Raw genomic sequence first — 25,236 nt, forward strand, 5'->3', positions numbered from 1 at the left:
AGGATGGAAATGGGCAAAAAGAAATCCCCCGGAACCAAAGTTCCGGGGGATTTTTCTGTGACCCCAGCGGGATTCGAACCCGCGTTACCGCCGTGAGAGGGCAGCGTACTAGGCCGCTATACGATGGGGCCTTGCACTTTTTTCGCCGTTTCCGGCGATCAAGCTGAATGAGTATTTCATACTTTCAGCTATGCTCCAAATCGCTTTCGCTGTTTGGAACTTCCGAAGTTCCGCGTCATTACGCGGATTTTCAGAGCTGGGATACCAGGACTCGAACCTAGAATGACGGTACCAGAAACCGTAGTGTTGCCAATTACACCATATCCCAAAGTGACTTTCGGACCGGAGTTCCCAGCCTCTGTAACTCTTGGCTTTTCCCTCCGTGCCCCTCAGCACGAGTAATGACTCTACCGGAGTCTTGCCACCTGCACAAATCGTCCGGCAGTTACCTGCATCACATGGAGCTCAGGCTACTGATGGTGACGTTGCCATCAAATCTAGCAAGGACGATACCTGGCGCCCGCCGAACCCTTCCACTGCTTCGTTGCTGCGGTTGAGCCACACACCCACCAATCCGGCGGCCGTAGCGCCGTCAGCATCCAGCAGCCGGTTGTCCCCCACATACAGCGTCTCTCCGGGCTGGGTTCCCAGCAACCGAACACCTTCGAGGTAGATGGCGGGATCAGGTTTGGCCGCGCCGATCGTGTCCGTACCCACCAGCACCTTGATGCGCGAGAGGCCGGCGCTGTCCAGTTTGGCCCTCTGGTAGTCATGGACGTTGTTGCTCACGGCTCCATAGTGAACTCCGGCAGCGTCCAGGGCATCCAGCACAGGTGCCACGTCCTCAAAGGCCCTGACGTATGCCGTTTGGCGCTGGTGGTAGTCGGCCACCCAGGCCTGGGATTCGTCGCCCTCGTCAAGATCGACGCCGAAGTGCCCCAGGGCCGCCCGGCCGCGGAGCAGCCGTTGCTCATTGAACGTCAACTCGCCAGCCAGATATCGGTCGTAGAAGTGCGTTGTTTCGTGGGTAAAGATCCGGCCGAACTTCACCCACCCGGCCTGGTCCAGGCCGGGCAGGAGATGTTCGCTGACCTCACGCAGCGCTGTGGTCATGGCGTACTCCAGGTCCACCAACGTGTCGTCAATATCGAACAAGACACCATTGATGGCGCCAAAGGAAGTATCAACAACCATGACCGTTCCGTTCCTAGCCGCGGAAAGTGCGGACGCGGGCCAAAGAGGAATCCTTGCCCAGAATCACCATGGACTCAAACAACGGCGGGGAAATCCTGCGTCCGGAAATGGCAGTCCTTACGGGACCGAAGGCAGCCCGCGGCTTGATCCCCAGGTCCTCAACAAGGGCCTGCTTCAGTGCAGCCTGAATGGACTCGGCGTTCCAATCCGCCAAAGGCTCCAGGGCAGCCAAGGCAGCGTCGAGCACTTCCTCAATGTTGGCAGGAAGACCCTTGCGGGCATCGTCCGCGACATCGATGGCATCGTCGGCTTTGAAGAGGAAAGCCAGCATTTCCGGCGCTTCACCCAACAACGTGATGCGCTCCTGTACCAGCGGTGCTGCTTCGGCAAGGATTTCCTCCTGCCTTGGCGTGAGGATCTCCCCCACGAAACCGGCAGCGCGGAGGTACGGCACCAACCGCTGCTTGAAATCTTCCGGCTCGAGCATGCGGACATGCGTTCCGTTGATGGCTTCGGCCTTCTTGAGGTCGAAACGTGCAGGGTTACCCAGGACATCGTGGATGTCGAAATTGGCTACGAGTTGCTCCACCGTGAAGATATCCTCGTCAGCGCTGAGGGACCAGCCCAGCAGGGACAGGTAATTCAGCAGGCCCTCCGGAATGAACCCACGCTCGCGGTGGAGGAAAAGGCTGGACTCGGGATCGCGCTTGGAGAGCTTCTTGTTGCCCTGACCCATGACGTACGGCAGGTGGCCGAACTCCGGCATGTACTCGGCCACGCCAATGGCGTGGAGTGCGCGGTACAGGGCGATCTGCCGCGGCGTGGAGCTCAGTAGGTCCTCGCCACGCAGCACGTGCGTGATTCCCATCAAGGCGTCATCCACCGGGTTGACCAGGGTGTACAGGGGCGCTCCGTTGGCCCGGACCACCGCAAAGTCAGGTACCGAACCGGCCTTGAACGTGATCTCGCCACGGACCAGGTCGTTGAAAGTGAGGTCCTCGTCCGGCATACGGAGACGCAGGACGGCCTCCCGGCCTTCGGCCTTGAACTGGTCCAGCTGCTCATCCGTCAGGTGGCGGTCGAAGCCGTCGTAACCCAGTTTGGGATCGCGGCCGGCTGCCCTGTGGCGGGCTTCGATCTCGTCCGGGGTGGAGTACGACTCATAGACATGGCCGCCGGCTTTGAGCTTGGCAATGACATCCTGGTAGATCGCGCCGCGCTGCGACTGGCGGTACGGCTCATGCGGTCCGCCGACTTCCACGCCTTCATCCCAGTTGATGCCCAGCCACTTCAAGGCATCGAGCAACTGGTGGTAGCTCTCCTCGCTGTCACGGGCAGAGTCCGTGTCCTCGATCCGGAATACCAGTTTTCCGCCGGTGTGGCGCGCGTAGGCCCAGTTGAACAAGGCGGTGCGGATCAGGCCGACGTGGGGCGTACCTGTAGGCGACGGGCAGAAGCGGACGCGGACAGGAGTGTCAGCGTTGACGGCTGGAATGGCAGTATTCGACGCGGGAGCAGTAGTCATAGTGGTTCCAACTTTACCGCGAGATGACCGCCCTGATTCCTGGGACGCCCTAGCGGCGGACCACCGGATTGGAGAGTCGGCCGATGCCCTCGATCTCTACCTCGAACCGATCGCCTTCGCTGACCAAGCCAACGCCTGCGGGCGTGCCGGTCATGATGACGTCACCGGGGAGCAAGGTGAAGGCACGGGAAACAATCGAGACGAGCTCGCGGACACCGCGGATCATCTGGTTGGTGCTGCCGTCCTGGCGGAGTTCACCGTTGAGCCGGCCCTGGATGCTCACGTCCTCGTGGTCAAGCTCCGTCTCAATCCACGGACCCAGCGGCGCGGAGGTGTCGAAGCCCTTGGCACGCGCCCACTGCAGGTCCGTCTTCTGGACGTCGCGGGCTGTGAGGTCGTTGCCACAGGTGTAACCAAAAATTACGTCGTCCGCGCGCTCTTCGGGAACGTCCTTGCAGATACGTCCGATCACGACGCACAGCTCGGCCTCGAAGGAGACCTCGTCGGAGAACTCGGGCAGGATGATCGGATCGTTGGGGCCGATCACGGAGGTGTTCGGCTTCAGGAACAGCAAAGGCTGCTGGGGCACCTCATTGCCCAGCTCGGCAGCGTGCTCGGCGAAATTCCGGCCAACGCCGATCACCTTGCTGCGGGGAATGATCGGAGCCAGCAGCCGGACGTCCTCCAGCTTGTGCTTGACGTGGGTACGTTCCACGCCATTGAAGAACGGGTCACCGTTGATGACAGTGATCTCCTCACTGCCGGGCTCGCCTTCAACAACGCCGTAAAGGGGATCAGAATCTACTACAAACCGGGCGATACGCATGATCCCAAGCCTACCGTCCCCCTTGAACTCCCCTGTGACAGCAGATGCGGGATTCAGCTGCGGAGGTAATCCAGCTGGGCGGCTACCGACGTTTCAGCCGCCCACCTGACGGACGGGTCGACGTCGGCGTACACCACGTCGGTGACTTCCTCGATGGTGGCGTTCCCGCCCACGGTTTCCAGGGCAGAACGGATCTGGCCCAGGCGCTGCTCACGGTGCGCCCTGTATTCGCGGCATTTTTCGTCCAAGGCGGGCAGGACGGGCCCGTGGGCCGGAAGGAGGGTTGCGGGACCCAAAGCCTCCAAGCGGTCCAGACTGGCCAGATAATCCCCCAGCCTGCCGTCCGGGTAATCCAGCACCGTGGTCCCGCGGCCCAGGATGGTATCCCCGGTGAGAACTGATCCAGCGGGGCCGTCGCCAGGCAGGTGGAAGCATACGGAGTCGGAGGTGTGGCCCGGAGTTGCCAGCACGTAGATGTCCACGCCTCCGGCCCGGATGATTTCCCCATCAATCAGGGGTTCGCCGCCATGGCAATGGTCGGGTGCTGCCGCCCGTACCGGAGCCCCGGTCAGTTCGTGGAATCGCGCCGAGGCTTCCGTATGGTCGGCGTGGCGGTGGGTGATCAGCACAACCTCCACATCTCCCGCCGAGGCAAGGGCAGCAAGGTGCCCTTCGTCAGCCGGCCCCGGATCCACCACTGCCACCCGGGAGGAACCCGGGGCTGCGATCACGTAGGAATTGGTTCCGTCAAGGCTCATGGGCCCGGGATTGGGTGCGAGCCGGAAGCGGGTCAAGTCGCTGCCGCGTTGCAGGGAGGACCCGTCCGTGAGTGGGGTGCCGGGAGTCGCCATCGATTCTGAAGTCACCATTCCATCTTCCCCCAATCGCCCCTCTCTCACATCCCACCCCCAATCCAACATCCCTCTATCACTTGCCAACGGCGGTTCCAGCGGGAAGTGAGAGAGCAACCCAAAAAAACCAGCGGGAAGTGAGAGAGCAACGGGGGATGCAGAACGGCGGTCCTTCCGTCTCCAGCGAGAGGGAAGAACCGCCGTCGGCGTCTTTGGATGGTGCCGATCAGACCAGGCGGGTCAGCCAGCCGTGGGTGTCCTGGACCTTGCCGGTCTGGATCCCCAGAAGCTGCTCGCGGATGGCCATGGTGGTTTCTCCGGCCTTGGCGTCCTCGGCACCGATGAACTCGGTTTCGTCCTTCAGGACACCGATCGGCGTGATGACTGCCGCGGTACCGCAAGCAAACACCTCGGCGATGTCGCCGGAAGCAACGCCGTCGCGCCACTCATCCAGGGTGATTTTGCGCTCGACAACTTCCCGGCCCATGTCCTTGGCCACCTGGATGACGGACATGCGGGTAACGCCCTCGAGGATGGTGCCACTGAGCGCCGGAGTCACCAGCGAGCCGTCCTTCATGACGAAGAAGACGTTCATGCCGCCGAGTTCTTCCACGGCGTCGTCGTTGAAGTGGTCGAGGAAAAGAACCTGCTTGCAGCCGTTCGCTTCGGCCTCCTGCTGCGCGATCAGGGAGGCAGCGTAGTTTCCGCCGCACTTGGCCGCACCCGTGCCACCACGGCCGGCGCGGGCGTACTCACGGGAGATCCAGATGGAGACGGGCTTGAGCTCGCCGCCGAAGTAGTTTCCTGCGGGTGAGGCGATGACGCGGAAGGAGACTTCGCGTGCTGCGCGAACGCCGAGGAATGCTTCCGTGGCAATCATGAACGGGCGCAGGTAGAGGGCTTCGCCGTCGCCTGAGGGTACCCATTCCTGGTCTGCTTGTACCAGTTCCCGGATCGCGCCGAGGAAGTACTCTTCGGGCAGTTCAGGCAGTGCCAGGCGGCGGGCGGACTTATTCAGCCGTGCCGCGTTGGCCTCCGGACGGAAGGTCCATACGGAACCGTCTGCGTGGCGGTACGCCTTGAGTCCCTCAAAAATCTCTTGGCCGTAGTGCAGCACAGCGGCAGAAGGATCCAGGGTGATGGGTCCGTAAGGCTCAATGCGTGCGTTCTGCCAACCGCCGTTGCCATCAGCGTCGACCTTGTAGTCGACAACCGCGGTGTGGTCGGTGAAGTAGTCGCCAAATCCCGGGTTGGCCAGGATGGCTGCACGCTCCTCAGCAGACTTCGGGGTTTCCGAGTGCTGCTGGCTGAATTCGACGCCGTGGGCAGTCTGAGTCATGATTCCTCCACAATCAGCCACCTGGCACGGCGAACCGGTTTCCCCGAGGGGTGCGGTTCAGCGATGGACCAGGGAAGCAGGTAAATAATTCATCACAAGCTTACGCCTGAGTTTTGGGCCTAAAGTGCGGCCGCGATGGCGTCGCCGATCGCACGTGTGCTGCGTGGCTGGCCGGTGCGGCTTTCGACGTCGGCGATCACTGCCGCCTCGATCTTGCGGGCCGCCGTGGGGTACCCAAGGTGGTCCAGGAGAAGCACTGCCGAGAGGATGGCGGCGGTGGGGTCGGCAATCTGCTGGCCGGCAATATCCGGGGCAGAGCCGTGAACTGGTTCGAACATGGACGGTGCTGTGCGGTCCATGTTGATGTTGCCTGACGCTGCCAGGCCGATGCCACCGGTAACGGCCGCAGCGAGGTCGGTCAGGATGTCACCGAAGAGGTTGTCCGTGACAATGACGTCAAAGCGGGAAGGGTTGGTGACCATGAAGATGGTGGCCGCATCAATGTGCAGGTAATCGTGCGTGACGTCGGGGAATTCCTGCGCCACGGCTTCCACGGTGCGCTTCCAGAGATGGCCGGCGAAAACCAGGACATTGTGTTTGTGGACCAGCGTCACGTGCTTCCTGGGACGCTCACTGGCGCGGCGGAAGGCATCACGGACCACGCGCTCCACACCGTGGGCAGTGTTCAAGGAAACCTCTGTAGCCACTTCCTGCGGGGTGCCTCCCCGCAGGGTTCCGCCGTTGCCCACGTAGGGACCCTCGGTGCCTTCGCGGACCACGATGAAATCAATGTCGCCGGGGTTGGCCAAGGGGCTGCCGACAGTTCCGTACAAACGGGACGGGCGCAGGTTAACGTAGTGGTCCAGGCTGAAACGGAGCTTGAGCAGCATCTCGCGTTCAATAATGCCCGAGGGGATCCGGGTGTCGCCTGGTGCAGCTCCAACGGCTCCGAACAGAATGGCGTCGCGGGTGCGGAGATCCGCCAGAACCTCGTCCGGCAAAGTTTCGCCGGTTTCCAGCCAGTGCTGGGCGCCGAGCTTGTAGTGCGTCTGGTCAAGGGTGACGCCCTCCGCAGCTACAGCTTTTTCGAGGACCTTGACGGCTTCGGCAATTACTTCGGGGCCGATGCCGTCGCCGGGGATGACAGCGAGGTTGATGGACGGTGCACTCATGGTTCTATCTAGCCAAGGAATCCACATGTTGGTCAAAATCGTCTCACTCTGCGAACGAGCCGCTGCCCAAGGATCAGACCTGGGCATGATCCCCTGGTCCTCGGGAACGCATAGAGTCTTACTGTGGACAGCAGGCACAAGTTATACGAATGGTTCCGGATCAACCGCTTCAAGGTAGACCTGACGGCCACGTGCCTGCTGATTCTCCTCTTTGGTCCTGTCTACCTCCTGGCCGGCCACCCGTATCTGTTCCTCCTGTCGTGCGGGCTCCTGCTCCCCCTGGCATGGCGACGTACCCGCCCGGTGACGGCGGCCGGCGTCGTCATCCTGGTTTGCCTTATCCAGTGGGCGTTCGGCGCCGAACCGGTGGCGGGACAGATCGCTGTACCGCTGGTGATCTACGCAACCGCTGCCTATGGCCCGGCTTGGGCCAGCCGCACAGTCCTTCTTGCAGGGCTGGTGGGCGGGGTCATGCTCACCGCCCGGGACTTCTCCTCCACAGCAGAGTCGGGCATTCTGGGCCTGACCATCGGCACCCTGTATACGGTATTGATCTGGATGCTGGTCTTGGTGAGCTGGACACTCGGAGACCTCACCCGTGTCCGACGACTTCAGCTGCAGGCCCTGGAGGACCGCACCAGGAGGCTCGAAGTGGAGCAGATGCAGGAACGGCAACTCGCTGCGGCCGACGAGCGATCCCACATCGCCCGGGAAATGCACGACATTGTGGCGCATTCCCTCTCCGTCATCATCACGCAGGCCGACGGCGGACGCTACGCCGCCGCGGCCAACCCGGAACTCGCCACCGAGGCACTGGCGACCATCGCATCCACAGGCCGGTCTTCCCTGGGCGAGATGCGACGGTTGCTGGGCGTCCTGCGGTCGGACAACGACTCCACCACCCGGCCGCAGCCCAGGTTGTCTGACCTGGACGAGCTCCTCCTGGGATTCCGCGCCGCCACTTTGAACGTGTCCTTCGAGCAAAGCGGCGATCCGCGGCGCCCGCTTCCTGCCGGCGCGGAACTGACGGCCTACCGCATCATCCAGGAGGCACTGACCAACGTGATGAAGCACGCCGGACCAAAAGCGACGGCTGCAGTGACGCTGACGTGGCAGCAGCGGGGGCTGCAGATAGTGATTGACGACGACGGCCGGGGCGCCGCCGCTGATCCGCCTGCGGTTGGAGGGGGCAACGGCCTGCGGGGAATGGAAGAGCGCGTTTCCCTCTACGATGGTTCCTTGGCCGCGGGACCGGAACACGGCGGCGGCTTCCGCGTATCAGCATTCATCCCCTATTCGGAGGCCTGAGCATGCCAGAATTCCCATCACCCATCCGCGTTGCCCTGGTGGATGACCAGCACCTTGTCCGCTCGGGCTTCGGCATGCTCATCAACTCGCAGCCGGATCTTGAGGTGGTGGCCGAGGCCGCCAACGGAATGGAAGCTGTCCAGGCCCTCAATGCCACCGCCGCGGATGTGGTGCTGATGGACGTCCGCATGCCGGGCATGGACGGCATCGAAGCAACCCGCCGCATCCTGGAACAGGCGGCCTCGGAACCCGAAGGCTCCCAACGGGCAGCGATCAAGATCGTGGTGCTGACCACGTTCGACCTGGACGAGTATGCTTTGGCGGCCATCCAAGCCGGGGCCAGCGGTTTCCTTCTGAAAGATGCCCCGCCCGAAGAACTCCTTGAGGCCATACGGACGGTGTACCGCGGAGATGCCGTGATAGCACCGTCCACAACGCGCCGCCTCCTGGACCACGTGGCCCCGCTCCTCCGGACGCAAACCCCCGAACAGAGCCTCCACGCGGAAGCGGTGGAACGGCTTACCGCCCGGGAACACGAAGTCTTCCGGTTGATCGCCCAAGGCCAATCGAATCCGGAAATCGCTGCAGGGCTTTTCCTCTCGGAAGCAACGGTGAAAACCCATGTGGGCCATATCCTCGCCAAGCTGGGTGCCCGGGACCGGGTCCAAGTGGTGGTCATTGCCTACGAGACCGGCGTTGTCTCCCCCGGCACATAGCGAAGCACCAGACAGCAGCACCAGACAGCATCTGTCATACCGGCTGCCCACGACCATCAGACCAGGGTATGAGCACGCTTTCCCGGCAATGGACCTGCGGCCCGATGCGGCGGCACACCTCCGCTGCCTAGCGTGGAGTCATGACAACATTCACGCCCTCTCCGCACCCGTCGGGCAGCCACCCTGTCTCCGGCACACCCCATGATCCGGCGCTTCCCGCTGTGGAGGCCTTCGAATTGACCAAGAGCTATGGCCGCGCTGACACCCGTGTCACCGCACTGAACAACGTGTCGGTGGGTTTCGAGGCCGGAAAATTCACTGCCATCATGGGTCCTTCCGGTTCCGGCAAATCCACGCTGATGCATTGCCTGGCGGGCTTGGACAGTGCCGACTCCGGACGCATCGTCCTGGGCGGTACGGAACTCACGGGCCTCAATGACAAGCAGCTCACTGCCTTGAGAAGAGAACGGATCGGCTTTGTGTTCCAGGCCTTCAACCTGGTCCCCACGCTGACAGCCGAGCAGAACATCACCCTGCCGCTGGCCTTGGCGGGAACCACCGCCGACGCCGGATGGCTGGATACCGTTGTCAGCACACTGGGGCTGAAGGATCGCCTGAAGCACCGTCCCCATGAGCTTTCGGGTGGCCAGCAGCAGCGTGTAGCCGTGGCGCGCGCGTTGCTGACCCGGCCTGATGTGGTGTTCGGCGATGAACCCACGGGGAACCTGGACTCGAAAGCCGGAGGTGAGGTTCTCGCCCTCCTGCGACGAAGCAGCAGGGAGATGGGCCAGACCATCATCATGGTCACCCACGATCCCGTGGCAGCCAGTTACGCGGACCGTGTGGTGCTGATGAGCGACGGCGGCCTGGTGGGCGAAATCCACCAACCGACGGCCGATTCCGTGCTCACGGCCCTTGGCAAACTGGGGGCGTGAGGCATGCTGCGTGTTGCATGGTCCCAACTGACAACCCACTTCCGGCGATTTGTTGCCATCGGGCTGGCTGTCATGTTGTCCGTGATGTTCCTTTCAGCCACCCTTATGGTGGGCGCCAGCACCACGGCCTCCTTGGGGGCCAGCATCGGCGAGGCCTACCGGAACGCTGACCTGGTGGCGACGCCCGGAAACGGCGAACCCTTCACCCCATCAGTGGTGGATGCCGCGGCCGGCTCCCCCGCTGTGGAGCAGAGCTACGCCGAGCGCTCCACCTGTGTGACGTTCCAGGCCGGGGGCGGCGAGCAGTTTGGCCGCCTGCGCAATGCCGCGCCAGCACCCCTCGAGGCGTCCGCCCTCTCCTCAGGGAAGATGCCGTCCGGAGCTTCGGAAGCTGTGCTCGACGTCAAGACAGCGGAGCACCTTGGCCTCGGTGTGGGGAGCGTCCTTGAGCTCCACGGTGCCGGGCCCGTCAAGAACGCCAAAGTGACCATCACGGGTTTGCTCACATCCACCAACGATCCCTTTTCTTCCTCCGCGGCGCAGTTCATTGCCGATGCACCGGTCCTGAATGCGGTCCAGGATGCAGGTTCGGGCTATTCCGGGGTCCAGTTCTCATTGAAGCCCGGCGAGGACGTTCAGGCGGCCAAGGACTACATCCTCCACCGAATGGAGGCTGCCGGTGCAACCGCACCGGTCCTGGAAACAGCCCAGGAGAAGGTCACTTCCACCGTTGCCACGCTGAGTGCGGGGCAGGATCAACTGACCCTTGTGCTGCTGGCTTTTGCCGGCATTGCAATCCTGGTGTCCACCCTGGTGGTGGCCAACACTTTCTCCGTGTTGGTGGCTCAACGGACCAGGGAACTGGCGCTTCTGCGATGCCTGGGAGCCGGGCGTTCCCAAATTCGCGGCTCCGTGATGCTGGAGGCACTGGTGGTGGGATTCATCTCTTCCGTGCTGGGTGTCCTGGCTGCCACGGCCCTGATGACCGGCCTCATCGCCTGGGCAAGGTCCCAGCCGGAGCAGGCTTTCGCAACACTGGCCGTCCCGCCGTCGGCCATTATCTGGGGATTGGTGGCCGGTACAGGGCTGACCATTCTGGCCGCACTGATCCCCGCCAAGGCGGCCACCGCCGTCGCCCCTCTTGCCGCGCTGCGGCCCAGTGACGACGCTACGGTCCGCAACCGCAGGGGCAAAGTCCGGCTGGTGCTTGGCTTGATGGCTGTGGTGGGCGGAACAGCGCTGCTGGCATATGGCAGCATGAATGTCTCCCTCCCTGTGGCCCTGGTGGGCGGCGCCCTCTCCTTTGTGGGGCTGTTGGTCTGCTCCACCTTGTTCATTCCCGGAGTGGTGGCCCTGGCAGGCAAGCTCGCCGCACCCGCGGGGGTGCCCGGAAAACTGGCTGCGGTCAATGCCACACGGAACCCTGCCAGGACCTCGGCAACAGCAGCCGCCTTGCTCATAGGTGTCACCCTGGTGTCCATGATGATGACGGGCGCCGCCACGTCACGCCAGGCGTTCAATGGCGCCCTGGCCGAAAACTACCCGGTGGACCTCTCGGCACCAACTGCCGTGGATGGAGGTTCGGTCGACCCGCGCCAGGCGGTGGAGAAGATCAAAAGACTGAACGGCGTCAGCTCTGCCACCTTGTTGCAGCCGGTGGCTACCTTGGCCGATCCCGACAGCTCCGGCCCGGGCCGTACAGTGTATGCGCTGTCCGGGGCCGACGCGGCGGCGGTCCTGCGGGACAACAGCATCCGTCCGGCCAAGGGAATTGTCTACTTGCCGGAGGACTCCCCTGCCGGACCCACTGATGTGGCCACGGCGGCAGGTTCCGTTCAGCTTGAGTCAAAGGTGCTCCGCACGCGGAATGTGCCGGCCTTCGTGGAGTCTTCAAGCCTCCCGTCCGCGGCTCTGGCGGGGACCCCGGCCATGGTCTGGGTGAAGTTGGGCGACGCCGTCTCCACTGAACAGGTTCAAGGCATCCAGAAGGAGGTTGCCGCGGCCCTCGGCGTGCAGGAACGGACTGTCAGTGGCGCAGCCATTGAACGGGTTACCTTCAACAGCATTATCGATGTGCTCTTGCTGGTGGTCACGGGGCTGCTCGCCATCGCCGTGGTGATTGCCCTGATCGGCGTTGCCAATACCCTGTCCCTGTCGGTTTTTGAGCGAACCCGGGAGAACTCGTTGTTGCGCGCCCTGGGGCTCACCAAGGGACAGCTCCGGGGCATGTTGGCGATCGAAGCCGTGCTGGTGGCCGGGGTGGCGGCAGTCCTGGGCGCCGGCCTGGGTGCTGTCTACGGTTGGATGGGGGCCCAGTCAGCCCTCGGCGGCGTAGCGACGGTGACGCCCTCCGTGCCGTGGCTGCAGTTGCTGGCCGTCCTTGCTGTGGCGGTCATGGCGGGTCTGCTGGCCTCCGTCCTCCCGGCCCGGCGCGCTGCACGCTTGTCACCGGTGGAGGGTTTGGCCACCGCCTGAGAACGCACAACGCCCTCCCACCCGCGCCGCCAGGGCTGGGGTGGGAGGGCGTTCCGTTGGCACTCTTTTTGCGGGTGTGCGGCTACGCTTCGGCCGGCTCTTCGTACCGTGGGAAAACCGGCGCCGGAGCAGGGAGCTGGGTACCGGCCAGGAGCGGCGTTGCGATCGCGGAGAACTGCCTCGCCTCGCCTTCCGGCTGTCCAAGAACCTCAAGGAGCTTCGCGGACGACGCCGGCATCACCGGTTGTGAAAGGATCGCCACAATGCGGACAACTTCCAGGGTGACGTACAGCACCGTGTTCATGCGTTCGACGTCGGTCTTTCGCAGTACCCACGGGGCTTGCTCGGCAAAGTAGGCGTTGGTGTCACCCAGCACGGTCCAGATGGCCTCGAGGGCGCGGCTGAACTCCTGCTTTTCATAGGCAGAGCGGGCGATGTCCAACAATTTTCCGGCCTGGGCCAACAGGGCCGTGTCATCGTCCGTGAACGCCGCCGGAGCCGGAACGCGTCCCTCACAGTTCTTTGCCACCATGGAAAGCGAACGCTGCGCCAAATTACCGAAGTTGTTGGCAAGGTCCGAGTTCATGCGTCCCACGATTGCCTCGTGGTTGTAGTTGCCATCTGCGCCGAAAGGGACTTCCCGGAGGAAGAAGTAGCGGCACTGATCCAGGCCGTACTGTGCAACAAAGTCCTGCGGGGCCACAACATTGCCCAGCGACTTGGACATCTTCACGCCGTTGTTGGTCAGGAAGCCATGAATCATGACGCGCCGGGGAAGTTCCAGGCCCGCACTCATGAGGAAAGCCGGCCAGTAGATGGCGTGGAAGCGCGAAATGTCCTTGCCGATCACATGGACATCTGCCGGCCAGAACTTCTTGAAGGATTCCGATTCCACGTCCGGGTACCCCACGCCGGTGAGGTAGTTGGTCAGCGCGTCCACCCACACATACATGACGTGCTTTTTGTCCCCGGGTACGGGAACGCCCCAGTCAAAAGTGGTGCGGCTGATGGAGAGGTCTTCCAGTCCGCGCTTGACGAAGCTGATCACCTCGTTGAAGCGGGACTGCGGGGCACCGAACTCAGGTTGGTCCCCGTACAGGGCCAACAGCTTCTCCTGGTAGTTGGAGAGCCTGAAGAAGTAGCTTTCCTCCGCTGTCCAAGTCACCAAGGTGTCCGTCTCCTTGGAATAACGGAGCCCGTCCTCCTTCACCACGGTGTCGTCCTCGACGTAGTACGCCTCATCGCGGACGGAGTACCAGCCTTCGTATTTGGACAGGTAGATGTCGCCGTTGGCTTCCATCTTCTTCCAAATGGCCTGCGAGGCGGCGTGGTGGTCCTGGTCAGTGGTGCGGATAAAGCGATCGTGCGAGATCCCCAGGTCACGGCTCATCTGCTGGAAGGCAGCCGAGTTACGGTCCGCGAGCTCTTTGGCGGAGATCCCTTCCTTCTCAGCGGACTGCTGCATCTTCAGTCCGTGCTCGTCCGTCCCGGTCATGAAGAAGACGTCGTGACCGTCAAGGCGCTTGAAACGCGCCATGGCATCAGTTGCAATGACCTCATAAGCGTGGCCGATGTGCGGCACGCCGTTGGGGTAGCTGATGGCCGTGGTGATGTAGAACGGGGATTTCTCTGGAGACGTCACTCTAAAAAGTTACCTTTATTCGGTTGAAACAGCTTAGTTAAGTTCGGTCAGCGTATCGCTGAGGCGCACCAGCTCGTGGTCGTGGGAAGCCACCATGACGGCGATGCCATCGCTGGTGGTGTCCTTCAGGATTCCGATGATGCGATTTGCAGCGGCACGGTCCAGGCTGGCGGTGGGCTCGTCAACCACCAGGACACGGGTACCCAGGATGAGTGCGCGGGCAATGGCAACACGCTGGCGCTCACCGCCGGAGAGCTGGGCTGGACGGTGCCGCATACGGCGTCCAAGGCCCACCAGGTCAAGGAGGTCCTTCGCCATCTCAGTGCGCTGTTCCACCTCGCCATCCGGAACCGCGGGAAGCAGCACGTTTTCCAGGGCGCTCATGCCGTCGATCAGGGCACCGCCTTGATCGACGTAACCAATCAGGGCGCGTCGGCGGTCGGCGATCTCGTCGTCGCCCATGGAGTCCAACGGGACGCCTTCCCAAAAGACCTTGCCCGACGTCGGCAGGGTCAGGCCGGCGCTGACGGTCAGGATGCTGGTCTTGCCGGAGCCGCTTCGGCCGGCGATGCAGTGCATCTCCCCCGCGTGCAGGGTGAGGTTGAAGTCGTCCACGACGTCCACCTCTTCGGCTCCGCCCTTGTCTCCGCCGTAGTGGATGGTGACACGGCTCAGCTCCAACGGAGTGGCATGGTCCGCGGCCCTGACAATGGTGTTGGCGCGGGTCTGCAGCGACTCTTCCGTGGATTCCGGGGTGGCCGTCAGCTCGGGGTTGAGGTTGTCAGTCATTTGACTACTTTCGTTGCAATCGGAATCCAGCAAATTACGGCCAGCAAACCGGCCAGCCCGGCCCACAAGGCTGCGTAGGGGGCCAGGAGAAGTCCCAGGCCGAGGGCACCCAGGACGCCCAGGGGAAGTGCCACCGTACCTACCAAGGCGTTTTCGAAGAAGCGCACTTGGCCGAGCATGTCCGGGTTCCAGCCCATGGCACGCAGGGTCCCCAAGTACTCCCGCTTGGCGTGGAGCTCAAAGCGTCCGGTGACAAGGGTCAGCAGCAATCCCACCACCACACCGAACACACCCAGGATCACGCTGGGCAGGGCGATGCTGGCGGCAGCCAAACCACTCAAGGCACTGGCACCAGCGGCCCGGGGAATATCGATCAGCAGTGCGATCAGCGCACCGACCGCAGCGCCGAAGACACCCACGGCGATCGCCAGGGAAATGGAGTTGAACCGGTTGGTGGTGAGCTGGCGGTTGGCGAAGGTCAGCGGCGAATCCACTGTCACCAAACGCTCGTCGTGCTGGGGTTCCTGGTCAACCACCACACGGTGGCGCAACTGCTGTGCGGCCAACAAGGCTGCGGCGCAGTAAATGACCAGCATGGTGGCCGAGACGATGACCGTGGCGATGTTCCAACTCAGCAAGCTGAGAATAACGCCCGCTGCTGTCAGTGCAGCGGCACCCACGGCGAATTCTTCCAAGACCCACGAGCGGATACGTTTCTGTGTCCATCCCATGGCGCGGAGAATGCCGGCCTCGGAACGGCGCTGCCGGATGTAACTCACGGTGGAGGCACCGGTCAGCAACGTGGCGCCCAGCAGCGTGAGGAAGAGCAGCGTGATGTTTGTTCCGGTGAGGGACCCTGAGACGGCATCAGCCGCATCCTGGCGTACCCAGGACTGCTGGACGGTGCCCAGCGGAGACTCCTTGCCGGCGTCGTCCTTGCTGTATCCGGGAACAAAGATGTTCGCGTCTTCACGGGCTGAACCTGCCACCACGGTGGCTTCCAGTCCAAGCTCCCGGATCTGGGTGGCCAACTTCTCAACGTCCGGCTGGGCGGTCTTCCAGTTGCCTGGCGCGCTGGCGCGGACACGGACGGCGTCAATCACGTTGGCGTTGGAGTCATAACCCCGGGCGGCTGCGAGACCATAGTAATCGGTGATGGCACCGGCGGACTGGCTGACCAGGCCCGTGGCGCTCAACGAAGGCTTGAGGCCCTGGGGGTCAACGTCCTTGCCGTTGGCGTCTTTGGTGAGGGTCATCGGTGCTGGGTCGTAGCCACCCAACGGCAGCTTGTTCACATCGCCGGCGGCAGACTGCACTGCTGACGGATCGAATGTTCCGTACACCATGGGCAACGGGGCGGCAGGCTTCTTGCCGGTCTCGAGGTCCTCGCGATACGAGCGCTCGTCAACAGGTTTGCGCTGGGTCTGGTCCACGGCTGCGCCAAGGGAGGACTTCTCCGGCAGGCGGTTGACCGTCACCCAGTCGCCCGGCGTCGCACTCTTGTCCGAGGCGCCATTGGCGGCCTGGTCACCGTCCTTGTACTGCGGAGCAGCAGCAAAATCCGCGCTCCACGTGGCGGGGTTGTAGAGGCCTTGGCTGAAGGAGGCAGTGCTTCCCAAAAGCTGGCTGTGGTCGGTGGAACCCGGCCATTCGAGTGCGAAAGGCGACTTGGAAACGAACGGAAGGTAATCCTTGTCCAGCGAACGCGTCACTGTTCCGACGTCCTTGACAACCTTCCCGCTGTCATCGAGTTCCTCGATCTTCACCGAGTACTGCAGGTCAAGGGACGTACCGGTGCGGACGATCAGCGGGATGGCCTTGGAATCGTCGGTCAGGAGACCGTCGCGCTTGGCCTGCTGGTACTGGGTCATCAAGGGAGCCCAGTATTTTAGCTTGACGCCCAGGAAGTCGGGGCCTTCTTCCAGCTGTTTCATGCTCAATCCGGTGGTGAACAGGCTTTCGAAGTGGCGGCCAATGGCCCCTGCGTCGCGCGCATCGGCCGGCGGAGCTTTTTCCAGGGGTGCCAGGAAGTCACCGGCAGAGCCAAGAAGCGCCCGTTCGGCGGCAGGGTCAACGGCGACGACGGATTCGGTCACCTCGGGCGCCATGGGAAGCGCTATTGAGAGATTGAACAGGTTGTGTTCAGAGCCCAGTGCCGGTGCCGGGAATTTAATGCCGGTCTCCCCCGACGGGCCGGCGATGCGTACGTTGCTTCCGCCGGCTGCCTGCTCCTGGACCAGGCGGCCCTTGCCCAGGGTGCCTTCGGCGCTGGTCTTGAAGAGTGTCTGCTGGTTGACGCCATCCGAGCTGGTGGCGGAGGCGGTCAGCCGGTACTTCTTCGGCGTATCACTCAACACGGATTCGGCTGCAGGCCATTTGCCGGCGTCCAGTGCCGATGGATCACCGGCCGTGATGGCACCGGCCAGGCCGGAGTTGTAGCCCAGGTAGTCCATGGCGTTGAGCTTTGGCGCTTCAAGGTTCTGCGAGACCCGGGACACCAGGCTGATGGGCGCGGCCACGGCCGTTTGTCCCATGGCGCGGATCTTTTCCAACTGGTCAAAGCTGATGCCGCCCTGGCCGTTGGCGATTTCGGGCTGGATCAGCGCACCACCCTGGCCGTCCTGGGACTGCTCAGGCTTGGCCTGGACCAGGATGTCGTAGAGTCCCCTGGAGTTCTCATCCACGGTCCGGTTCAGGGCAGCCTGGGACTGACTCTGGACCAGCACGGACAAGCACATGGCGACGATCAAAATGGCCGCGGTCAGCAGCAGCACACGGCTTCTGATGAACCTTTGGACGGCGTTCATTGGGCTCCCTGAGACCTTGATTGCGGGCGCGCACACATGGTCCGGAAATCCGCGTCAGACGCAAGGGAATACCGGGCTGTATGTGCAAAAAGTTGTGGCCGGCCTGCTGCCGGGTCCGAATCCCGGACCCAGCCATTGTAAGCAGACCGGCCACTACTGCGTGCCTTGGGGTGTGTCGCAGGCACGTTGACTGAACCGAAGAATCCCGGTGCTAGTCCTCCAGGTCCACCTCACGGACCATGTCAGCACCGATGCCGGCCTTGATGGCTTCCAGCACCTGCTGCGGAACCGAGCTGTCAATGGTCAGGAGGGCCAGTACCTGCCCGCCTTCGGTCTGGCGGGCCACCTGCATACCGCCGATGTTGATGTTGTTCATGCCCAAAATGTGTCCGATAGTACCAATCACGCCGGGACGGTCAGCGTAGGCCACCACCACCAGGTGCTCGCTGATGGGGATTTCGACGTCGTATCCGTTGACGCCCACCAGTTTTTCCACCTGCTTGGGACCGGTCAGGGTTCCGGCCACGGAGATCTGCGAGCCGTCGCTGAGCGCACCCCGGATGGTCAGGACGTTGCGGTAGTCCTCAGCATCGGCGGTGGTGATCAATCGGGTGTTGATGCCGCGCTGCTCGGCAATAACCGGCGCGTTGACGTAGGAAACCTGTTCCGTCACGACGTCGGCGAAGACACCCTTCAGTGCGGCAAGCTCCAGGACCTTGACATCCAGTGCCGCAATTTCGCCGGCCACTTCAACATCGATCTGGGTCAGGGAAGCGTGGGTCAGAGCGGTGAAAATCCGGCCCAGTTTCTCGATCAGCGGGATTCCGGGCCGGACATCCTGGGCAATGACGCCACCGGCCACGTTGACGGCGTCAGGAACCAGTTCCCCGGCAAGGGCCAGGCGGACAGACTTGGCTACCGAAACACCGGCCTTCTCCTGGGCTTCATCGGTTGAGGCTCCAAGGTGCGGGGTCACCACTACGTTGTCGAGGGCAAAGAAGGGAAGGTCGGTGCTGGGCTCCTTGACGAACACGTCAACGCCTGCACCGGCAATCTGGCCCTCCTTCAGAGCGGTGTATAGCGCTTCCTCGTCCACCAGGCCGCCGCGGGCCACGTTGATGACGTAAGCGGACTCCTTCATCTTGCGGAAGGCGTCAGCGCCCAGCATGCCAACCGTCTCCGGCGTCTTGGGCATGTGGATGGTGATGAAGTCCGCATTCTCCAAAAGCTCATCGAGCGTTACCAGCTTGACGCCCAACTGGGCAGCCCGGGCCGAGGTGATGTAGGGGTCGTAGGCAAGGATCTCGGTTTCGAAGCCCTGCAGGCGTGCCGCCACGAGGGCGCCGATACGGCCGAGGCCGATGATGCCGATCTTCTTCTCGAAAAGCTCAATGCCTGTGTACTTCGAACGCTTCCACTCACCGTTTTTGAGGGCAGAACTGGCCTGGGGAATGTGACGGGCCAGGCTCAGGATGTGGCCCACCGTCAGCTCGGCAGCGGAGACGATGTTGGAGGTAGGTGCGTTCACCACCATGACGCCGGCCTGGGTCGCGGACTTGATGTCCACGTTGTCCAGTCCAACGCCTGCGCGCGCAATGATCTTCAGGTTCTTCGCGGCAGCGATCGCTTCTGCGTCCACCTGGGTTGCCGAACGGACCAGGATGGCGTCCACGTCAGCGATTGCGGACAGCAACTGCGCGCGGTCGGCGCCGTCGGTCTGGCGGATTTCGAAGTCCGGGCCGAGCGCCTCTACGGTGGCGGGCGAAAGTTCCTCAGCGAGGAGGACAACGGGTTTGCTGGCTGACACGGGGAGGCACCTTACGTTGGACAACTTTGGGACATAACTGGACAAGGAGCGGATGCGGGGACCCGGACGCGGCGTCGGGACCAGCCCAGAATATCGAATCCGGGCCCCAATACCTGAGCCGAAGGTCGATGTTACGGCCGCTGTGGAATCGATGTGAAGAAGTTCACACCAGCGTGGGTCCTGCACATTTGCTGGAGAAACAGGGGTACAACGCCGGACGCCCGCCCGGCTGTGTAGGCCGGACGGGCGTCTGCTGCAGTTCTCAAGCCACGGGGGCTATCAGCGGGCTGCGGAACCTTCGACGTAGTCGGCGTCCTGCTGCTGCCAGGAGAAGAGTGAACGCAGTTCGCGTCCGACTTCCTCGATGGGGTGCTGCTCGGCCTTGGCACGGAGTTCCTTGAATTCTGCGCCGCCGTTGTCCTGGTCATCGATGAAGCGCTTGGCGAAGGCACCACTCTGGATGTCCGCCAGGACGGCCTTCATGTTTTCCTTCACCTCGGGGGTGATGACGCGGGGGCCGGAAACGTAGTCGCCGTATTCAGCGGTATCAGAGACGCTCCAGCGCTGCTTGGCGATGCCACCTTCCCACATGAGGTCCACAATGAGCTTGAGCTCGTGGAGGACCTCGAAGTAGGCGATCTGGGGCTGGTAGCCGGCTTCGGTCAGGGTTTCAAAGCCGTACTGGACGAGCTGTGAAACGCCACCACAAAGAACGGACTGCTCGCCGAAGAGGTCGGTTTCGGTCTCTTCGGTGAAGGTGGTCTTGATGACGCCGGCGCGGGTTCCGCCGATTGCCTTGGCGTAGGACTTTGCGAGGTCCCAAGCGGCACCGGAAGCGTCCTGCTCAACAGCAATGATGTCCGGGATGCCACGGCCGGCTTCGAACTCGCGGCGCACAGTGTGGCCCGGAGCCTTCGGAGCGATCAGGATGACGTCAACGCCGGCGGGAGCTTCAATGTAGCCAAAGCGGATGTTGAAGCCGTGCGCGAAGGCAAGTGCCTTACCCTCGGTCAGCTTGTCCTTGATGGAGTCGTTGAAGATCGAGCGCTGGTGCTGGTCCGGAGCCAGGATCATGATGACGTCTGCCCATTCAGCAGCGTCGGCAACGTTCTTGACCGTGAAGCCCGCGTCCTGGGCCTTGGCGGCAGACTTGGAGCCGTCCTTAAGCGCAATGACTACCTCGACGCCGGAATCGCGCAGGTTCAGTGCGTGGGCGTGGCCCTGTGAGCCGTAACCAACAATGGCTACTTTGCGGCCCTGGATGATCGACAGGTCTGCGTCGTCGTCGTAGAACATTTCAGTCACTTGCGTAACTCCTCTTGAGTGGATTTCTTAGATATTGATGATGGTGCTGCGGTAGTGGGCACTGCTCACGCAGGCAAGGCTCACGCGGAGCGGAGCGCCCTGTCACTCATGGAGCGGGATCCCCGTCCAACGGCCAAGGTGCCGGACTGCACTATTTCACGGATGCCGAACGGCTCCAGCACTGACAAGAGTGCTGCGAGCTTTTCCGGAGTACCGGTTGCCTCAATCACCAACGAGTCTGTGGACACGTCAACAACAGCGGCTCGGAACAGGTCTGCAGCCTGGGTAACCTGCAGACGTGTCGCGGCATCCGCACGTACTTTGACCAGGATGTGGTCACGCTGTACGGAAGATTCGGAGGTCAGTTCGACAATTTTGATCACGTTGACCAATTTGTTGAGCTGCTTGGTAACCTGCTCGATCAGGTCGCCGTCGGCATCGACGACAACCGTCATGCGGGACATGCCGGGAACCTCGGTGGGTCCAACGGCCAGTGAATTGATGTTGAAGGCACGGCGGGCAAAAAGGCTGGCCACCCGGGTCAGCACGCCGGGCTTGTCTTCGACCAGAACGGACAGTGTGTGGCGGGTCATGTCTAGTCCTCCTCTTCCCATTCCGGGGTCATGTTGCGGGCAACCTGGATCTGGTCATTGCTGACTCCTGCGGGGACCATCGGCCACACCATGGAGTTGGGGCTGACCACGAAGTCGATGACCACGGGGCGGTCATTGATCTCCAGGGCTTTCTGGATGGTGGCATCGATGTCCTCATCACGCTCACACCGCAGCGCAGCACACCCGTAAGCATCAGCGAGTTTCACGAAGTCCGGGATGCGGACGGTGTCGTGGCCCGTGTTCAGATCGGTGTTCGAATAGCGGCCGTCGTAGAACAGGGTCTGCCATTGGCGGACCATGCCCAGCGAGGAGTTGTTGATGATGGCCACCTTGATGGGGATGTTGTTGATGGCGCAGGTAGCCAGTTCCTGGTTGGTCATCTGGAAGCAGCCGTCGCCGTCGATCGCCCAGACCACACGGTCCGGCTCCCCCACCTTGGCGCCCATGGCGGCAGGAACCGAGTATCCCATGGTTCCGGCACCGCCGGAGTTCAGCCAAGCGTGCGGGCGCTCATATTTGATGAACTGGGCAGCCCACATCTGGTGCTGTCCAACACCGGCTACGAACACACCTTCCGGACCTGTCAGTTCACCGATCCGCTTGATGACGCGCTGCGGCGCCGTCAGTCCGTCTTCGGGCTCGGTCCAGCCCAGCGGGTAGGTATCCCGGAGGTTGCCCAGGAAGGCCCACCAGGAATCCAGGTCCGGCGTGCCGGTCTGTTCGAACTGGGTCCTGACGGCTTCCGTCAGTTCAGGAATGATCTCCTTGACCGAGCCCACAATCGGGACATCGGCCGTGCGGTTCTTGGAGATTTCAGCGGGGTCGATGTCAGCGTGAATGACCTTGGCAAACGGTGCGAATGTCTTGAGGACACCCGTCACGCGGTCGTCAAAACGGGCTCCGAGCGTAATCAGCAGATCAGCCTGCTGAAGCGCCGTCACCGCAGAAACGGAACCGTGCATTCCGGGCATGCCCACGTGCTGGGGGTGAGAGTCCGGGAAGGCACCGCGGGCCATCAGGGTGGTGACCACCGGAGCGCCGGTTGCCAGCGCCAGTTCCATGAGTTCGGCGGACGCGTGTGCTTTGACCACGCCACCACCCACATACAGGACCGGCTTGCGGGACGCCGCAATCAGCTTGGCGGCTTCGCGGACCTGCTTGTTATGGCCTCGGAGAACGGGACGGTAGCCCGGCAGGTCGACTTTCGGCGGCCAGGAGAACGTCATTTGTCCCACTTGGGCGTCCTTGGCAATATCGACCAGGACGGGACCGGGACGGCCGGTGGACGCGAGGTGGAACGCTTCCGCCATGACATGGGGAATGTCGTTGGGGTCGGTCACCAGGAACGAGTGCTTGGTGATGGGCATGGTGATGCCCACAATGTCCGCTTCCTGGAAGGCGTCGGTTCCGATCACCCCGCTGGAGACCTGACCGGTGATGGCCACCATGGGGACGGAGTCCATATGGGCATCCATGATGGCGGTAACGAGGTTGGTGGCGCCGGGGCCCGAGGTGGCGATGCAAACGCCAACCCGCCCGGTAACCATGGCGTAGCCTTGCGCGGCGTGGCCGGCTCCCTGTTCGTGACGGACCAGGATGTGGTTCATACTGGAGGCCATCAAGGGGTCGTAGGTGGGCAGGATCGCGCCACCGGGCAAACCAAAAATATCATCCACGCCGAGTTCTTCGAGCGATCGGACAATTGCTTGCGAGCCGGTCATCACCGTTGGGGGTACAACGTTGTTCGGCCCAAGGACAGGAGAGAGAGGTGCAGCAGCGTCGACGACGGACTCAGCCGTACGTTCGACCTTTTCCGGAGCTTTGTAGGCTCCAGCGGACTTTGCAGCCATCAGCGAGGGGCTGATCGGCGATCCTTTGCTCATCGGACTCTTCCTTAGTGGATCTTCATTGGTGGGTCTTGGGAATAAAAAAACCCCTCAGCCTTGCGGCTCTTGGAGGGGTTTGCGCGTGACGGTTCGTTACCAGTCGGGCTAAGCCACGCGCTTGGTAAGGACGACGACGCCGACGGTAACGAATGTGATCATGCGTTCAGTGTTCCCTCTCAGGGAGATACGTGTCAATTGACCACTATCGTATCTCACTATTTGGACAGCGGTGTCCACGGGCCGGACTCTGCCGGGGCGTTCACCCGGCAGGGTCCAGCACCCCGGCTATCCGCAATAAGCCCCGGTTGAGGCGCTGTGGACCAGCTTGGCGTACTTGGCAAGGACGCCCTTGGTGAACTTGGCCGGCAGGGGCTGCCAACCCTCCTTGCGGGACTCCAACTCCGCCTCATCCACCAGGAGGTCGAAAGATCGGGCCGCGATGTCGACACGGATGCGGTCGCCGTCCCTGACAAAGGCGATGGGACCGCCGTCGACCGCTTCGGGCGCAACGTGCCCGATGCACAGTCCGGTGGTCCCGCCGGAGAAACGGCCATCGGTGAGCAGCAGGACATCCTTGCCCAAACCGGCTCCCTTGATGGCTCCGGTAATGGCCAGCATCTCGCGCATGCCCGGGCCGCCCTTGGGCCCTTCGTACCTGATGACCACAACGTCGCCCTTGTGGATTTCGCCCTTGTCCAGTGCGTTCAAGGCGCCCTGCTCACGTTCGAAGACGCGGGCAGTGCCCTCAAAAACGTCCGCATCAAAGCCGGCGCTCTTCACCACGGCGCCCTCCGGAGCCATGGACCCGTGCAGGATGGTGATGCCGCCGGTCTTGTGGATGGGGTTGTCCAAAGCCCGCAGGATCTTGCCGTCCAGGTCCGGCGGGTTGATGGAGGCCAGGTTTTCGGCCAGTGTCTTGCCCGTAACCGTGAGGCAGTCACCGTGCAGGAGTCCGGCGTCGAGCAGTGCCTTCATGATCACCGGCACGCCGCCGATCTTGTCCACATCCGTCATGACATAACGGCCAAAAGGCTTCAGGTCCCCCAGGTGCGGGATCTTGTCGCCCACACGGTTGAAGTCAGCCAGAGTCAATTCCACCTCTGCCTCCCTGGCGATGGCCAGCAAGTGCAGGACGGCGTTGGTGGAACCACCAAAGGCCATGGTGACGGCAATGGCGTTTTCGAACGCCTCTTTGGTCATAATGTCGCGGGCGGTGATGCCGAGCCGCAAAAGGTTGACCACTGCCTCGCCGGACTTCCGTGCGAAATCATCACGACGGCGGTCTGCCGACGGCGGCGCCGCCGAGCCGGGAAGCGACATTCCCAGCGCCTCACCGATGCAGGCCATGGTGTTGGCCGTGTACATGCCGCCGCAGGCACCTTCGCCCGGGCAGATGGCTTTCTCGATCCGGGTAAGGTCTTCCATGCTCATTTTGCCGGCGGCGCAGGCGCCTACGGCTTCGAACGCATCAATGAGGGTGACTTCCTTTTCGGAGCCATCCTCCAGTTTCACCCACCCCGGCATGATGGAGCCGGCGTAGAGGAACACGGACGCAAGATCCAGGCGGGCTGCCGCCATCAGCATGCCCGGAAGCGACTTGTCACAACCGGCAAGCAGCACAGAGCCATCGATTCGTTCAGCCTGCATGACGGTCTCCACCGAGTCTGCGATGACCTCACGCGACACCAGGGAAAAGTGCATGCCCTCATGCCCCATGGAGATACCGTCCGACACGGAAATGGTCCCGAACTGCATGGGGAAGCCGCCGCCCGCGTGAACGCCCTCTTTGGCCCCCTGGGCCAAGCGGTTCAAGGAAAGGTTGCAGGGAGTTATTTCGTTCCAGGAACTGGCGACGCCGATTTGCGGCTTCGCGAAGTCATCGTCACCCATGCCCACGGCGCGGAACATGCCCCTGGCAGGTGCCGCGTGGATACCGTCAGTCACAGCCCGGCTGCGTGGCTTGATGTCCGGCTTGGCGTCTGGGGCTGTGTGGGTGGTGTCACTCATGAGGCACAGTCTATGTGTACCAGGCGCGACAGCACAGC

18 protein-coding genes and 2 tRNA genes are annotated in these 25,236 nt (G+C 62.7%); 4 read left to right on the top strand and 16 right to left on the bottom strand.

The features are described 5' to 3' along the window. Window positions 1-58: 58 nt before the first annotated feature. The 8 genes from JOE60_RS10910 to JOE60_RS10945 form a co-directional block, all read right to left on the bottom strand. Window positions 59-131 (bottom strand) — tRNA-Glu (locus tag JOE60_RS10910). A gap of 125 nt (window positions 132-256) precedes the next feature. Further along, window positions 257-328 (bottom strand) — tRNA-Gln (locus JOE60_RS10915). 137 nt (window positions 329-465) lie between these two features. Beyond that, complete coding sequence (locus tag JOE60_RS10920) at window positions 466-1,194, bottom strand: HAD family hydrolase (protein ID WP_167262828.1); 729 nt, start codon at window positions 1,192-1,194, stop codon at window positions 466-468. Window positions 1,195-1,207: 13 nt separating this feature from the next. Beyond that, window positions 1,208-2,719: a glutamate--tRNA ligase gene (gene gltX / locus JOE60_RS10925; protein WP_167262830.1), complete on the bottom strand. Its 1,512-nt coding sequence runs from the start codon at window positions 2,717-2,719 to the stop codon at window positions 1,208-1,210. A 49-nt stretch (window positions 2,720-2,768) separates the two neighbouring features. Beyond that, window positions 2,769-3,545 (bottom strand): fumarylacetoacetate hydrolase family protein, encoded by a 777-nt coding sequence (locus tag JOE60_RS10930; RefSeq protein ID WP_167262832.1) that lies wholly within the window; start codon window positions 3,543-3,545, stop codon window positions 2,769-2,771. Between the two features lie 53 nt (window positions 3,546-3,598). After that, the gene (locus JOE60_RS10935; RefSeq protein ID WP_239528851.1) at window positions 3,599-4,414 is read right to left on the bottom strand and encodes an MBL fold metallo-hydrolase; all 816 of its coding nucleotides are present in this window, start codon (window positions 4,412-4,414) and stop codon (window positions 3,599-3,601) included. Between the two features lie 208 nt (window positions 4,415-4,622). Continuing rightward, window positions 4,623-5,735 carry a branched-chain amino acid aminotransferase gene (locus JOE60_RS10940; RefSeq protein ID WP_167262834.1) on the bottom strand — a complete coding sequence of 371 codons (1,113 nt, stop codon included), beginning with the start codon at window positions 5,733-5,735 and terminating at the stop codon, window positions 4,623-4,625. A gap of 119 nt (window positions 5,736-5,854) precedes the next feature. After that, window positions 5,855-6,907, bottom strand: coding sequence for a 3-isopropylmalate dehydrogenase (locus tag JOE60_RS10945; protein WP_167262836.1), 1,053 nt, complete (start codon window positions 6,905-6,907; stop codon window positions 5,855-5,857). A 123-nt stretch (window positions 6,908-7,030) separates the two neighbouring features. Between JOE60_RS10945 and JOE60_RS10950 the strand changes: the two genes are divergently transcribed. The 4 genes from JOE60_RS10950 to JOE60_RS10965 all read left to right on the top strand — a co-directional run bounded on the left by JOE60_RS10950 (window position 7,031) and on the right by JOE60_RS10965 (window position 12,341). Beyond that, window positions 7,031-8,215, top strand: coding sequence for a sensor histidine kinase (locus JOE60_RS10950; RefSeq protein WP_167262838.1), 1,185 nt, complete (start codon window positions 7,031-7,033; stop codon window positions 8,213-8,215). A 2-nt stretch (window positions 8,216-8,217) separates the two neighbouring features. Then, a complete protein-coding gene (locus JOE60_RS10955; RefSeq protein WP_167262840.1) occupies window positions 8,218-8,931 on the top strand; it encodes a response regulator in 714 nt (237 codons plus the stop codon). Window positions 8,932-9,071: 140 nt separating this feature from the next. After that, window positions 9,072-9,866, top strand: a complete 795-nt coding sequence (locus JOE60_RS10960) for an ABC transporter ATP-binding protein (RefSeq protein WP_167262842.1) — start codon at window positions 9,072-9,074, stop codon at window positions 9,864-9,866. Window positions 9,867-9,869: 3 nt separating this feature from the next. Continuing rightward, window positions 9,870-12,341, top strand: a complete 2,472-nt coding sequence (locus tag JOE60_RS10965; RefSeq protein ID WP_167262844.1) for an ABC transporter permease — start codon at window positions 9,870-9,872, stop codon at window positions 12,339-12,341. 82 nt (window positions 12,342-12,423) lie between these two features. Here the strand turns inward: JOE60_RS10965 and metG are convergent, their stop codons facing one another. From metG to ilvD, 8 genes are all read right to left on the bottom strand, one after another. After that, the gene (gene metG / locus JOE60_RS10970) at window positions 12,424-13,983 is read right to left on the bottom strand and encodes a methionine--tRNA ligase (protein WP_167262846.1); all 1,560 of its coding nucleotides are present in this window, start codon (window positions 13,981-13,983) and stop codon (window positions 12,424-12,426) included. A 33-nt stretch (window positions 13,984-14,016) separates the two neighbouring features. Then, complete coding sequence (locus JOE60_RS10975) at window positions 14,017-14,772, bottom strand: ABC transporter ATP-binding protein (protein ID WP_167262848.1); 756 nt, start codon at window positions 14,770-14,772, stop codon at window positions 14,017-14,019. Next, window positions 14,769-17,579 (bottom strand): FtsX-like permease family protein, encoded by a 2,811-nt coding sequence (locus JOE60_RS10980; RefSeq protein WP_167262850.1) that lies wholly within the window; start codon window positions 17,577-17,579, stop codon window positions 14,769-14,771. The genes JOE60_RS10975 and JOE60_RS10980 overlap by 4 nt, the downstream gene beginning before the upstream one ends. 211 nt (window positions 17,580-17,790) lie before the next feature. After that, entirely contained in the window at window positions 17,791-19,386 is a 1,596-nt protein-coding gene (serA, locus tag JOE60_RS10985) for a phosphoglycerate dehydrogenase (protein ID WP_167262852.1), read from the bottom strand. 279 nt (window positions 19,387-19,665) lie between these two features. Next, the gene (ilvC, locus tag JOE60_RS10990; protein ID WP_167262854.1) at window positions 19,666-20,691 is read right to left on the bottom strand and encodes a ketol-acid reductoisomerase; all 1,026 of its coding nucleotides are present in this window, start codon (window positions 20,689-20,691) and stop codon (window positions 19,666-19,668) included. Window positions 20,692-20,771: 80 nt separating this feature from the next. Then, entirely contained in the window at window positions 20,772-21,284 is a 513-nt protein-coding gene (gene ilvN / locus JOE60_RS10995; RefSeq protein ID WP_021470923.1) for an acetolactate synthase small subunit, read from the bottom strand. Between the two features lie 2 nt (window positions 21,285-21,286). Next, window positions 21,287-23,188: an acetolactate synthase large subunit gene (locus JOE60_RS11000; protein ID WP_167262856.1), complete on the bottom strand. Its 1,902-nt coding sequence runs from the start codon at window positions 23,186-23,188 to the stop codon at window positions 21,287-21,289. Window positions 23,189-23,476: 288 nt separating this feature from the next. Next, a complete protein-coding gene (ilvD, locus tag JOE60_RS11005) occupies window positions 23,477-25,198 on the bottom strand; it encodes a dihydroxy-acid dehydratase (RefSeq protein WP_167262858.1) in 1,722 nt (573 codons plus the stop codon). Between the last annotated feature and the right edge of the window lie 38 nt (window positions 25,199-25,236).

Origin of the sequence: Paenarthrobacter ilicis (assembly GCF_016907545.1) — a bacterium.
GTDB lineage: Bacteria > Actinomycetota > Actinomycetes > Actinomycetales > Micrococcaceae > Arthrobacter > Arthrobacter ilicis.

Bases quoted from the DNA above. Each gene is read 5' to 3' on its own strand.
- JOE60_RS10975 (WP_167262848.1), bottom strand. From the start codon at position 14,772: ATGACTGACAACCTCAACCCCGAGCTGACGGCCACCCCGGAATCCACG.
- JOE60_RS10930 (WP_167262832.1), bottom strand. From the start codon at position 3,545: ATGCGTATCGCCCGGTTTGTAGTAGATTCTGATCCCCTTTACGGCGTT.
- JOE60_RS10955 (WP_167262840.1), top strand. From the start codon at position 8,218: ATGCCAGAATTCCCATCACCCATCCGCGTTGCCCTGGTGGATGACCAG.
- gltX (WP_167262830.1), bottom strand. From the start codon at position 2,719: ATGACTACTGCTCCCGCGTCGAATACTGCCATTCCAGCCGTCAACGCT.
- JOE60_RS10980 (WP_167262850.1), bottom strand. From the start codon at position 17,579: ATGAACGCCGTCCAAAGGTTCATCAGAAGCCGTGTGCTGCTGCTGACC.
- JOE60_RS10965 (WP_167262844.1), top strand. From the start codon at position 9,870: ATGCTGCGTGTTGCATGGTCCCAACTGACAACCCACTTCCGGCGATTT.
- JOE60_RS10960 (WP_167262842.1), top strand. From the start codon at position 9,072: ATGACAACATTCACGCCCTCTCCGCACCCGTCGGGCAGCCACCCTGTC.
- ilvD (WP_167262858.1), bottom strand. From the start codon at position 25,198: ATGAGTGACACCACCCACACAGCCCCAGACGCCAAGCCGGACATCAAG.
- ilvN (WP_021470923.1), bottom strand. From the start codon at position 21,284: ATGACCCGCCACACACTGTCCGTTCTGGTCGAAGACAAGCCCGGCGTG.
- JOE60_RS11000 (WP_167262856.1), bottom strand. From the start codon at position 23,188: ATGAGCAAAGGATCGCCGATCAGCCCCTCGCTGATGGCTGCAAAGTCC.
- JOE60_RS10945 (WP_167262836.1), bottom strand. From the start codon at position 6,907: ATGAGTGCACCGTCCATCAACCTCGCTGTCATCCCCGGCGACGGCATC.
- JOE60_RS10920 (WP_167262828.1), bottom strand. From the start codon at position 1,194: ATGGTTGTTGATACTTCCTTTGGCGCCATCAATGGTGTCTTGTTCGAT.
- JOE60_RS10935 (WP_239528851.1), bottom strand. From the start codon at position 4,414: ATGGTGACTTCAGAATCGATGGCGACTCCCGGCACCCCACTCACGGAC.
- JOE60_RS10940 (WP_167262834.1), bottom strand. From the start codon at position 5,735: ATGACTCAGACTGCCCACGGCGTCGAATTCAGCCAGCAGCACTCGGAA.